A 12,893-nucleotide genomic window follows, 5' to 3' on the forward strand; every position below is an offset into this window, starting at 1 on the left:
AGAAAGGGGGGACGCGGTGGAAGAACCGGAGCTGGAGACCGCGAAGTTCTACACCCGGGCTCGGCGCATTCCCATGCTGGTGGGGAAGATGCCGAGCGGGGGCCGGATCTGGGGCGGCCCCTACACGATCACGCAGATCGGTGCGGGGTTCGTCGTGGGCCTCGTGCTGTGGCAGACGACGTCGCTGTGGGCCCACCTCGGTGGGTTCATGAACGTGATCCTGGCGGCGGGGATCGTGGTGGGCGCGGTGTGGCTCACCGGCAGGATCCCGAGCACCGGCCGCAATCCGGCCACGTGGGTGATGGACGCGCTGAACCTCACCACGAGCCCGGGTCGGCTGTCCGGCGGACGGCTCGCGGTAGCGCGGCCGCGAAGGATCAACCACCGCGTCATGGTGTTGCTGCCCGACGGCGATCGCGCGGCGCGGCTCGCGCGGTCGCGTGGCTGGACGGGCGCTGACCTGGTCCCGGTGGACGACGTCGACCGGCGCGAGGTCGCCACCGGCACCGGCGAGATGCCGCTGCCGCCACTCACCCCGACCGACCTGGTACACGGCGACGATCGGGACACCGCGTCGCTGACCGGCGTCGGCGAACTCCTCGCAGGCAAGCTCCGCAGGAAGGACGGCTGATGCTCAGCCACATCTCCGCCCTGACCGACGGCCTCATGTGGACCCGTTCCGGGACCGTGTGGGCCGTCTGGCGGGTGTCGCCCATTCCGTACGCCTACCAACCGGACGACAGGAAGCACGCCGCGCGACGGCACCACACCGCCCTGTACCGCGCGCTGCGTGGCGAGTCCCTGCACCTCGGGCTGGTCGCGGCGACGGACCCGGTCTCCGTGGTGGAGGCGATGGTCGACGGCGTGGACGTGGCCGAGCACGAGGCGTGGGCCGCGGAGTGCAACGCAACCCTCGACTTCCTGGAGCACATCGAGATCGGGCGACGGGTCCACTGGATCGCGGCACCGCTGCCGAACCCCGGGGCCAAGGCGGTGCTCGAACCGTTGCAGGCGAGCTGGTCGGCCTTCAAGGACCAGCTGATGCTGCCACGCGCGGTGCCGTCGAAGCACGCGATCGGCGAACGGGCGGCGCAGGCGGAGATCCTGCGGAAGGAGATGCCGTCCGCGTTCGACCCCCGGCCGGCATCGGTGGCGGAGATGGCGTGGCTGTTCGGGCATGCCATGCAGCGCGGCCTCGGCCTGGACATGGACGTACCGGTGCACGGGTCGCTCGACGCCGAACTGCACCTGACCGGCGCCTCGGTGCTTCCGGGAGCGCTCATCGACCCGGCAGGGCAGACCGACACCACCAAACGGCTGACCCCGATGCAGATCCTCAAGCGTCCCTACATCAAGGTCATCGACCCGGAGAACCCGGGCCCCGCGTCGTACCAGTCGACGCTCGTGGTGAGCGACACGCCCTCCGGCGGCATCGTCTACCCCGGCTGCGAGTGGATCGGGCGCGTGGACGAGTCGAGCGTCCCCTGCGACTGGGCGATCAGGATGACCGTGCGGTCCCGTGAGGAGGTGACGGGCCGCAACCGGCGCGCCGTCCGCACGCTGAACGACCAGTTCGACCAGCGCTCCGAGGAGGAACGCGCCGGGTCCTCGCTGGACAGCACCGCCCGCGCGCTCGGCGAGTACCAGGCGGTGATGGACGCCGACGAGCTCGAGGTCGAGGTCGACGCCACCACCATGTTCACGGTCTCCGGCCCGGACGCGGAGCAGGTGCTCGACGATGCCCGCGACCTCACCAAGTACTTCGCGGCCATGCAGTTCAAGCTCCGCAACGACCCCACCGTGCAACCGGCCCTGTTCGACGCGACGCTTCCGGGCATGCCGACTCCGCGCGCCGTGCGGGAGTACTCACAGATCACGACCGCACGCTCCTTCGCGGCGGCTGTCCCGTTCGCGACGACGGACCTGGGCGACAACTCCGGCTCGCTGTTCGCCCTGGAGATCAGCAACGGCGCCTCGCGACCGAACCCGGTCTTCGTCAACCTGGGCGGCGCATCGGACAAGCTTGACGTCGCCCTGGCAATGGGGTTCGTGGGAGAACTGGGCGCGGGCAAGGCCCTGGCCCTCGACACCCCGATCCCCACGCCGAGTGGATGGACCACGATGGGCGAGCTCGCACCCGGCGACCGGGTGCTCGACGAGAACGGGGCACCCACCGACGTCGTCGGCGTCTCGCCGGTGATGCAGGACCGAACGTGCTACGAGGTCGAGTTCTCGGACGGTTCGACGATCGTCGCCGATGCCGATCACCTCTGGACGACGGTGCCTCGCCAGGCCCGCGATCACCGGGCCACGCCCAATCACGTACGCAAGCAGCGCGGAGAGCCGACTGCCGAGCTGGTCGACGTCGGCCAGGAGCTGAGCGGCCCTGGCTGGTTCGAGCACGGGACCGTCGCGACGACGGACCAGCTTCGTGACTCGCTCATGGCAGGCAAGGAACTCAACCACGCGATCCCGGTCGCCGCTCCCCTGGAGCTTCCGCCGGTCGACCTGGCGGTGCATCCCTACTACCTGGGGCTGTGGCTCGGGGACGGCAGTTCGTCGAGATCTCACGTCGCCACGGCGGATCCCGAGGTGCTCTCCATCGTCGAGCTGTGCGGATACGAGGTCAGGAAGCTGACGGGCGAGCACGCCTACGCCGTCGGACTCCCCTACGAGACCGACGAGGTGTTCATGCCCGAGGTGCGCGCCTGCCTCCACTGCGGCGAGCCCTACACGGCGACGTACGAGCAGCGGCGCTACTGCGGAAAGGTGTGCGCCGCGGCCGGGCACCGGGCAGGCATCGCGCCGCTGGCGCCCCGTACGTGCGGTCGGTGCGGCACGGCGACGGCCACGACGAGCACCGGTCGCCGGTGTGAGGCGTGTCGCGGGGCCTCATCGCTGACCGGGCGGCTCGGAGCTCTGGGGGTACTCAGGAACAAGCACATCCCCGCCGCGTACCTCCGTGCCGGGACCCTCCAGCGCAGATCCCTCCTCGCCGGGCTCATGGATGCCGACGGAACCGTGTCGCCCGAAGGCGCGATCGAGTTCACGAGCACCGACGAGCGCCTCGCGCGTGACGTTCTGGAACTCGCCCTGACGCTCGGTCACCGCGCCGTGCTCCGTGCGGGCCGTGCCCGGCTCAGCGGTCGCGACGTCGGTCCGAAGTGGACCGTGGCGTTCACCACGACAGACGACGTCTTCATGCTCCGGCGCAAGGCCGAGGCCCATCTGGAGCGAACCGCGTCGGTCGGCACGGCACGGGACACCTACCGCTACATCACGGCGATCCGTCCGGTCGACCCCGTGCCGGTCCGGTGCATCCGGGTGGCGGCGGAATCGAGCCTGTTCCTCGCCGGCGAGGCGATGATCCCGACGCACAACTCCGTCTCGATGAAGTCCGTGGCGATGGACAACGTGGACCGAGGCGCCACGCTCATGGCGGTCGACCACACCGACATGGGCGAATGGGGTATCGCCGTGTCGGAGATCCCCGGATCCCAGGTCGTGGAGATCGCGGAGGACGCGCAGCGTTCCCTCGACCCCCTGCGCATCCTCCCGTCCGCCCAGGCACCACGGATCACGCGCTCGTTCCTCACCGTGCTGCTCAGCGTGCAGACCAAGTCCGAACAGAACGTGCTGCTGTCCAAGGTGCTCCAGCCGGGCTACATGGCACGGCACGGGGTCACCTCGCTCGGCTCGCTGGCCCGGCACCTCGAGACCGAGTGCGAGCTCCCCGGCGCCCGGATGCTGGCCGACGAGATGCGGATCTTCTCCGAGCTCGACTTCGGCAAGTCGGTGTTCGACGACGACGTCCCGCCCGTCGACCTCACGGCTCCGGCGATCGTGCTGCACACGCACAAGATGCAGTTGCCCTCGAAGGCCGACCTGGAGCACGGTCACCTGTTCGCCGAGCTGAAAGCGGAGAAGGTCTTCGGCCGTGCCGCGTTCGCACTGATCGCGGCGCTCGCCCGCTATCGCTGCTTCGCCGATCGCACTCGGCTCGACATCTTCGCGGCGGACGAGGCCGCCAAGACCATGTCGTCACCCGAGGCCGCCGAAGAGATCGGCATGTTCGTCCGCGACGGCCGCAAGCACAAGGCCGCGCTCCTCCTGGGCAGCCACGACGCCGAGGAGGACTTCGGCAACGAGGTGGTCCGCGGGCTCATCCCGTTCCGGGTACTCCTGCGCCACCGCGACGAGAACCTCGCGCGCCGCGGCCTGCGATGGTTGCACGGTCTGCCCTCGGACGCCCCCGTGGACCCCCAGCTCGTCAAGCTGATCACCGACGGCACCGCCCCCGTCGTGGACGCCGCCGTCGGCGTGCCCGAGGAACGCCGGGGCGAATGCCTCGTCCGAGACTTCCAGGCACGCTACGGCCGCGCCAAGGTCATGGCGCCGCTCGTCGAGACCCGCGCCGAAACAGTCAAGACGACACCCACCAGCTCCACGGGATCGGTGATCCACTCATGATCGGGACCCTTGTCGACGCCGCCGTCCACAGATCCGGCCTCCCCGTGACGGGCATCACCGGTTCCGCGCTCCGCGCGGCCGAGGAGTCCGACGACGCCGGATCGTCCGGGTCGGCCGGCATCTCCGGCCTCCACCTCGAGGACACGAGCGGGGTCTCTACCGACCGTTTCGTCCTGCAGTGGGACACGGGACCGGCGTGGAACCCGATGAACGTGGACTCGGAGATCTTCTCCACGCTCGCCGGCATGTTCTGGTCCTGGTACCGCGACATCGTCGCGGTACAGGTCTGGGTCCTGGACTGGGTGCTCGGTATGGACTGGCTCGGCTACGTCCTGTCTCCGCTCGCCGGCCTGAGCCTCATCGTGCAGTCGATGATCTCCCAGATCGGCCTGCTCAGCCTGACCCTCATCATCCTGGCCTTCGTGGTCGGGTTCTGGCTGCTCAAGGGCCGGTACGCGGGTGGGTTCATGGAGCTGATCATCGGTTGCGTCATCGCGGCCCTGGCGACCGGCTTTCTCGCCAATCCCATGGGCACCATCGGAAGCGAGCGCGGCATCATCATGCAGTCGCGGGATGCCGGCATGGACATCGCCACCGGGTTCGCGACCGAGGGGGCCTCGTTCGAGCGCGACACCGCGGTCATCCGGGACGGCCTCAAGGGCCAGCTGGTCGACACCCTCATCCGCACACCGCACCAGATCATCAACTACGGCTCGATGATCGACGACACCCGCTGCGAGGGCACCTACACCGACGCCGTCGGCACCGACGACGCCGCCGAACGGATCGGAGACTGCGACGAGAGATACGCCGCCGCCGCCCAGCAGATCGACGCGCCGAAGGTCGTCTCCACGCTCAGCCTGCTGAGCACCGGTTTCGTGTTCCTGCTGCTGAGCGTCGTGATCGTGGGCGGAACGCTGTTCGCCGTCGTGCTGCTGGGCTGGTCCGCGATCAAGCTGCTGTGGCAACTCCCCGTCGGCGTGGTGTCCAGTGGCACCCGCGCCCAGTTGTTCCGCACCTTCGCGAGCATCGGGCTGGGCTGCATCCTCGTGGCGATGGCCACGATGTTCCTCGTCGCGTGGATGCAGATGCTGCTCGGCTTCTACGACGCCACCGACGGCATGCCGTTCCTGGTACGCCTGTACCTGTTCAACACGCTCGTCGTGGCCGGTGCCGTGTTCTACGTGCTGATGGGCACGAGCGTGCGGGCCGGGCTGCGGAACCTCGCCGACAAACTCGCCGCCGCTGGTGTCCCGTCCCAGGTGGGCGAACCGCAGGCCATGCCCTGGGCCAACCAGGCCAAGTGGACCGAGCGCTACAACAAGGCCAAGGACTGGGCCGGGATCGGCCTCGGGCCGGCGCCGGCGGCAGGACGCGACGCCGCGACGTCCGGCGGCGGATCCGGAGATTCAGGGGGCAGCGACAGCGCCCCCGCCGCTCCGAACCCGGCCGAGATGGACCTGAGTCGCCAAGGGGGCGGAGCCGCCGGGGGCGCGGCTGCCGCCGGCGCAGCCGCCGGAGCGGCAGCGGGATCGGCGGCCGCCGATCGGCCCGGCGGCGAGTCCGCACCAGCGGACGGCGCCGACGTCCGGGAGCCCGCAGGCGGAAGCGGCCGCGCCGCCGGCGAGTGGTCCGAAGCCGCGAACACCCTGCGTGAGCAGGACCGGGACCAGGTCCCCGCCGTCGTGGGCGCGCAGGGGCCGGGTTCGGACGCGAACGCGCACGACAAGCGCACCGACCAGACCCCGCCGCGCACCGAGTCCGAGAGGCTCCGGGACCGCATGGCGAACGCGACCCGGGCCGTCACCCGCACGGGCCTGGAGATGGGTGCGGCAGCCGCGACCGGCGGCTCGTCGGCCGCGGCGGTCGGCGGGGCGCGCACGCTCGGCTTCGTGAGGCGCGCCAGAAAGGTCGGCGGCGCGGTCCGCAGCGGCGCGCGGGCCATGTCGAACTACTACCAGCGCCGGGCCGACCTCGAGCGGCGGCTGGGCGGGCGCGGCGCGCGTCAGCCCGGGACGACTCCCCCCGGTGTCGTCTCCTACCCGAGCTCGCGTGACCTGAGAGATCTGGGCCGCTGATGCGCAGGGTACTGATCGTCGCGCTGACCGCCGTCGTCCTCGTGGTGGCGGCGTGGATCGGCTGGCCGCGCGAGGAAGATCCCGACCGGACCGGCGAGTTCACGAACCAGGCAGGGAACGCCGTCGAACAGGGCGACGGGAGCGGGGGTGACGGAGCGACGGGCTCGGACGATGCCGACGGTGGCGCGGGGACGCCGCCGGACACGGTGACCGACGACGTCGTCGATCCCGGCGACCCCGCCCTCGAGGTCGTCGAGGAGCCCGAGTTCGACACCGACGGTGAACCGACGGAACAGGTCGAGGCGACCTGGGACGACGACGTCAGGTCGGCCGCCCGCACCGCGGCGTCGACGGCGATGACGGCGTTCTCCGACGTCGACCAGTCCGCCGCCACCTGGTGGGAGGGCCTTTCGCCACTTCTCACCCCGCAGGCACGAGTGGTGTACGAGGACGTCGACCCGCGGAACGTGCCGGTGCGCCAGGTGACCGGCCCCGCGTCGGTCGTCGACGAGTCCTCGACGCTCCTCACGGAGGTCACCGTGCCGACCGACGTGGGCGACTACACCGTGATTCTCGTCCGGGCCGACGGTGGTTCGTCGTGGCTCGCCGAGCAGATCAGGCCACCGTCGTGAGCGGGTCGCAGCTGGCCAGGCAGGGTGGCCGGCTCGCGGCGAAGGCGCTGGGCAGGGCGGCCGCCAGGCGGGCGGCGGCGTCGGGTCGGGGTCCGAAGAAGGACGACCACACGAAGCGGGCTCTGCTCGTACTCGCCGTGCTGGGGGTGGCGACGCTCGCGCTTCCGGCGGCGCTGATCGGGATGGTGGTGCTGGTCGCAGGAGTGATCGGCGGGCAGCAGTCCATGAGTGGCGGGGCCGGGTGCGGGATCTCCGGGTCGGTCGTGGTGGCCGCCGACGGAGGGGGCCGGCAGGTCGCCGCCGGCGGGTTCACAGCGGAGCAACTCCAGAACGCGACAGTGATCCTCCAGGTCGGAGCCGAGCGCGGGGTACCGGCCAAGGCACAGGCGATCGCCGTGATGACGGCTCTCGGCGAGTCGGGGATGCGGAACCTGACCTACGGCGACGACCGCTTCGGCGTACGGAACCCCGACGGTTCGCTGACCTCGTCGATCGGGATGTTCCAGGAGCAGAAGTGGTTCGGGACCGTCGAGGAGCGGCTGGACCCGGTGGGGTCGTCGGGCCGCTTCTACGACCGCCTGCTCGCGGTGGAGGGGTGGCAGGCGATGGAGCCGACCATCGCCGCGCACAAGGCGCAGCGGAACGCCGACCCCTACCACTACGCAAGCCAGTGGGATCGTGCGCTGCAGGTCATGCGGCTGGTCAGCGGCGCGGACGAACAGGATCTGGAGGCCTTGTCCGCGTCGATCCAGGGCGCCTCGCCGGCGGCGCCCTGCCTGACCGGGGCGATCAGTCAGGCGGCCGTGAGCGCCGGCGGGTGGGCGAATCCCGCCGTGGGGACGAAGGCTTCCGGCTACGGACCCCGGAACACCGGCATCGCAGGGGCCTCGCGGTTCCATCAGGGACAGGACATCGCGGCGGCCTGCGGCACGCCGGTGTACGCGGCGGCCACCGGCCGGGTCGTGCTCTCCGGCGGGACGGGCTGGGGCACGGGAAACACGATCCGGATCGAGCACGGGCTCGGACTGGACACGACGTACGGGCATCTGCTGACCGGAACGAACGTGGTGTCCGTCGGGGACGTCGTCGAGGCAGGGCAGCAGATCGCGTCGATGGGTGGCGACTCGCGTGTCGACCCGGCCGGGGCGGGCACGTCGTCCGGGTGCCACCTGCACTACGAGGTCCGGATGAATGCCCAGGCCGTCGATCCGGAGCCGTTCATGGCGCAGCAGGGCGTCACGCTCGGGACGGCGGCGCAGGTGCCCGAGCCGGTGGAGACGGACGGGGAGGCGGCCGACCCGGCCCAGGCAGCCCCCTGATGCCCTGCCGGGCGCGGCCGACACGATACGCCGGATCATGCCGCTGTGTCCTGACGTCAGGTCCCGCCGGTCCGCTGGACGGCGTCCGATGATTTCTGCCCGTGGCAGACGTCTCCATAAACAGGTCGCATCCGCGGGAGGGAATACCCGACCATGGACGGGCGTCGTACTGACGTAGGTCGTGCGCAAGGGTGCTCGCGGTCTCGGCCCCCAGCTTGCTCCGGAGAGGGACCCCGACATGAATGCACGAACCGATACGATCGACGACAATACTTCCGCTGTACCCGAGGGCGCGGGGACCATGGACCGCCCGGACCAGGTGGTCGCGCAGGCGCCCGAGGCCGGGGCCGCGACCAAGCTCACGCCGGAGCATTTCCGCGTCATCGCGCTGCTGATGGTGTCCGCGTTCACCGTGATTCTCAACGAGACCACGATGACGATCGCGCTGCCCGCGATCATGGCGGACCTGACCATCACCGAGACCACGGGTCAGTGGCTCACCACGGCATTCATGCTGACCATGGCCGTAGTGATCCCCGCCACCGGATATCTGATCAACCGGCTCGGCACCCGTAACGCGTACATCCTGGCGATGTCCATCTTCACCGCGGGGACCCTGCTGGGAGCGTTCGCGCCCAGCTTCGGGATCCTCGTCACCGCGCGCGTCGTGCAGGCAATGGGTACCGGGATCATGATGCCCCTGCTCATGACCACGATCATGACGATCGTGCCGCCGCAGATCCGCGGCAAGGTCATGGGAAACATCACGCTCGTCATCGCTCTGGCGCCAGCCACGGGCCCGTTCATGTCCGGCGTGGTCGTCGACCTTGCCGGATGGCGTGCGGTGTTCGGCGTCGTCACCCCGGTCGCCGCTCTCGCCCTGGCAGCCGGGATCCTGTGGATTCGTGATGTCGCGGAGAAGGAGTCCCAGACGATCGACCCGCTGTCGATCCTGCTCTCGCTCCTCGCGTTCGGCGGCATCGTGTGGGGGCTCTCGCAGCTCGGGGAGTCGGCGAACGAGGCGTCCGTCGTCAGCCCCTATGTACCGCTGGGTGTCGGCCTGGTGATGCTCGGTGCTTTCGTCTGGCGTCAGCTGTCCCGCCAGCGCACCGACACGGCTTTGCTCGACCTGCGGACGTTCCGCTCGGGGAACTTCCGGCTCGCGGTCGGCATCATGGCCATCTCCATGATCGCGATGTTCGGCGCGATGATCCTCCTGCCCCTGGTGCTGCAGGACGCGATGGGCTACTCGCCGACCTTGGCGGGGCTCGTCGTCCTCCCGGGTGGTCTCGCGATGGGTCTCCTGGGGCCGCTGGTGGGTCGCCTCTACGACAGGGTCGGCCCGCGCCCGCTCATGGTTCCGGGGCTCACCGGCGTCACGCTCTCGGTGGCCATCCTCGCGACCATCAACACAGGGACGCCGCTGTGGCTGATCGTCGTGGCTCAGCTGGTGCTGATGGTGGGCCTGAGCTTCACCTTCACGCCGCTGTTCAGCTCCGCGATGGGTGACCTCGAGCTGCACCTCTACTCGCACGGGTCCGCCATGATCAACACGGTGCAGCAGGTCGCCGGGGCCGCGGGGATCGCGCTGTTCGTCGCGCTGATGACGATCCGCTCGACGGCGCTGGAGGACGGCGGCGCTTCCGAGGCCGAGGCACTCACGGGTGGCGCGCGGCTCTCCTTCACCGTCGGCGCGATCGTCGTGGCCACCGCCATCTTCCTGGCGTCCCGCGTCAAGCGGGTCGAAGGCCCCGGTCACTGACGCCACCGACGGGTGACGGCGGGCCGGATGCGGCCACCGGACGGCGGGGTTCCGACCGCCGGGACCGCCCACGGCCCGCACGGCGCGGCGCGGTGTCAGCCTCGAGCAGGCGCCGCGCCGCGCTTTTCTGTCGAAGGTCCGTCGGCAACCTAGGCGCGAGGTCGCGGTCACGCCTACACTGCGTCCATGGCCGAAGTTCGGGTCTTCGCCGGCTCCGCAGGTCAGCGCTTCGCTCAGAAGATGTGCGCTGACCTCGGCGTGCCCTTGAGCTCTGCGGAGATCAGCCGCTTCGCCAACGATTGCCTCCAAGCGCAACTCATGGAGAACTGCCGCGAGCGCGACGTGTTCCTCGTGCAGCCCGTCATCACTCCCACGCAGGAGAACCTGATGGAGCTGCTGCTCATGATCGATGCCGCGAAGGGCGCCTCAGCGGGACGGATCACGGCGGTCATGCCGCACTTCGCCTACGCGCGGTCCGACAAGAAGGACGCGCCGCGCATCTCGATCGGCGGACGTCTGGTCGCGGATCTGCTGGAGACGGCGGGTGCCGGGCGCATCCTCACCATGACCTTGCACGCGCCGCAGGTGCACGCGTTCTTCCGCGTCCCGACGGATCAGCTCAACGCGTTGCGCGAGCTGGCCTCCCACTTCACGTCGAACGACCTGTCGAAGACGACGGTCGTCTCTCCCGATCTCGGCAACGCCAAGCCGGCCAGCGCCTTCGCGAAGATGCTCGGTGTCCCGGTCGCGGCGGCGGCGAAGGAGCGCTTCAACGACAACCGTGTGGAGATCACGTCGCTGATCGGCGATGTCGGCGGTCGCGACATCATCGTCCTCGACGACGAGGTCGCAGGAGGCAGCACGATCGCCGCGCTCCTCGATCTGCTCCGCGAGCATGGTGCCCGATCGGTGCGTATCGCCTGCACGCACGGCATCTTCGCCGGCGATGCCCTGTACCGGATCGCGGCCGATCCGGATGTCGTCGAGATCGTCACGACGGACACGGTTCCGTCCACCGAGCTCGTGGCCCATGACAAGCTCACGGTCATCAGCGTCGCCTCGGCCTTCGCGGAGGCGGTGCGCCGCATTCATTCCGGCGAGTCGGTCAGCGCCCTGTTCGACCCGACGCACGTCTGAACCGGCTTCCTCCGCGTCCGCACCCAGCAGCTGTCAGGACTCCCGGTCGGCCCACCACTTCTTGAGTTCCTCGGTTGCGACGGCCTCGCCCAGCGGCCCCCGCTCCATCCGGAGTCCCAGCAGGTGCTGGTACGCCTGCCCTACCTCGCGGCCGGGACCGATGCCGAGGATCTCCATGATCCGGTTCCCGTCGAGGTCGGGCCGGATCGAGTCGATCTCCTCCTGTTCCCGGAGGGCTTCGATCCGCTTCTCGAGGTGCGTGTACGCGTCGGACAGCCGCTTTGCCTTGCGTCGGTTGCGGGTGGTGCAGTCGGCGCGGGTCAGCCGGTGCAGGCGCTCGAGCAGGGGGCCGGCGTCGGTCACGTACCGGCGTACGGCCGAGTCGGTCCACTCCCCGTCGCCGTACCCGTGGAACCGGAGATGCAGCTCGACGAGGCGCGCGACGTCCTTCACCACCTGCTTCTCGTACTTCAGGGCGCGCAGCCGCTTCGACACCATCTTCGCGCCGACCACCTCGTGGTGGTGGAACGACACTCCCCCTCCCGGCTCGAACTTGCGGGTGGCGGGCTTGCCGATGTCGTGCAGCAGGGCTGCGAGCCGCAGGACCAGGTCCGGCGCCGGCACCGATCCGTCCGGGCCGGTCTCGAGGGCGATCGCCTGGTCCAGCACGATCAGGGAGTGCTCGTACACATCCTTGTGCCGGTGGTGCTCGTCGATCTCGAGCTGCAGGGCGGGCAGCTCGGGCACCACGTGGTCGGCGAGCCCGGTGTCGACGAGCACCTCGAACCCGGCGCGCGGGTTCGGCGACATCACGAGCTTGCTCAGCTCCGCCTGCACGCGCTCGGCCGACACGATCTCGATCCGCGCGGCCATCGCGACCAGCGCGGCGAGCGTCCCATGTTCCACGTGAAACGACAGCTGGGCGGCGAACCGCGCCGCCCGCATCATCCGCAGCGGGTCGTCGTCGAACGACCGTTCCGGTGCGATCGGCGTGCGGAGCACCTTGCGCGCCAGATCGGTGAGCCCGTCGAACGGATCGACGAAGGTGAGTTCCGGCAGCCGCACCGCCATCGCGTTCACCGTGAAGTCGCGCCTCGAGAGGTCGCCGTCGAGCGATCTGCCGAACTCGACGAGCGGCTTCCGCGACTCCGGGTCGTAGCGGTCCGTCCGGTAGGTGGTGACCTCGACGACGACATCGCCCTTCCGCGCGCCGATGGTGCCGAACTCCTTGCCGATGTCCCAGTGCGCGTCGCCCCAGGCCGCGAGGAGGCGTTGCGTCTCGTCCGGCATCGCGGACGTCGCGAAGTCGAGGTCGTTGCTCGCGCGGCCGAGGAACGCGTCCCGCACCGGACCGCCGACCAGCGAGAGCTCATGTCCCGCGGCACGGAACACGTCTCCGAGATCGATCGCGGCCGGGGCCATCTCGGTCAGCACGCCGAGCGCGCGGCGCAGGAGGTCCAGCTCGGGCTTGGCACCAGAAGGGGTCGACACGAGC

Annotated in this window: 8 protein-coding genes; 7 read left to right on the forward strand and 1 reads right to left on the reverse strand. The window is 70.0% G+C overall.

The genetic code is table 11. The features are described from left to right. Nucleotides 1–16: 16 nt before the first annotated feature. From ACYVK5_RS12545 to ACYVK5_RS12575, 7 genes are all read left to right on the forward strand, one after another. Nucleotides 17–631, forward strand: a complete 615-nt coding sequence (locus tag ACYVK5_RS12545; protein ID WP_460705387.1) for a hypothetical protein — start codon at nucleotides 17–19, stop codon at nucleotides 629–631. After that, a complete protein-coding gene (locus ACYVK5_RS12550; RefSeq protein ID WP_460705389.1) occupies nucleotides 631–4,470 on the forward strand; it encodes an ATP-binding protein in 3,840 nt (1,279 codons plus the stop codon). The genes ACYVK5_RS12545 and ACYVK5_RS12550 overlap by 1 nt, the downstream gene beginning before the upstream one ends. Next, entirely contained in the window at nucleotides 4,467–6,548 is a 2,082-nt protein-coding gene (locus ACYVK5_RS12555; RefSeq protein WP_460705390.1) for a hypothetical protein, read from the forward strand. Before ACYVK5_RS12550 ends, ACYVK5_RS12555 begins: the two co-directional genes overlap by 4 nt. Beyond that, nucleotides 6,548–7,180 carry a hypothetical protein gene (locus tag ACYVK5_RS12560; RefSeq protein ID WP_460705392.1) on the forward strand — a complete coding sequence of 211 codons (633 nt, stop codon included), beginning with the start codon at nucleotides 6,548–6,550 and terminating at the stop codon, nucleotides 7,178–7,180. The genes ACYVK5_RS12555 and ACYVK5_RS12560 overlap by 1 nt, the downstream gene beginning before the upstream one ends. Then, nucleotides 7,147–8,499 (forward strand): M23 family metallopeptidase, encoded by a 1,353-nt coding sequence (locus ACYVK5_RS12565; protein ID WP_460705395.1) that lies wholly within the window; start codon nucleotides 7,147–7,149, stop codon nucleotides 8,497–8,499. The genes ACYVK5_RS12560 and ACYVK5_RS12565 overlap by 34 nt, the downstream gene beginning before the upstream one ends. A 238-nt stretch (nucleotides 8,500–8,737) precedes the next feature. Continuing rightward, entirely contained in the window at nucleotides 8,738–10,261 is a 1,524-nt protein-coding gene (locus ACYVK5_RS12570; RefSeq protein ID WP_460705397.1) for an MDR family MFS transporter, read from the forward strand. Nucleotides 10,262–10,447: 186 nt separating this feature from the next. Next, nucleotides 10,448–11,398 (forward strand): ribose-phosphate diphosphokinase, encoded by a 951-nt coding sequence (locus ACYVK5_RS12575; RefSeq protein WP_460705399.1) that lies wholly within the window; start codon nucleotides 10,448–10,450, stop codon nucleotides 11,396–11,398. 33 nt (nucleotides 11,399–11,431) lie between these two features. On the opposite strand, the gene ACYVK5_RS12580 is transcribed toward ACYVK5_RS12575, so the two are convergent. After that, nucleotides 11,432–12,889: a CCA tRNA nucleotidyltransferase gene (locus tag ACYVK5_RS12580; RefSeq protein WP_460705401.1), complete on the reverse strand. Its 1,458-nt coding sequence runs from the start codon at nucleotides 12,887–12,889 to the stop codon at nucleotides 11,432–11,434. Nucleotides 12,890–12,893: the final 4 nt, after the last annotated feature.

The organism is Myceligenerans halotolerans, assembly GCF_054782975.1.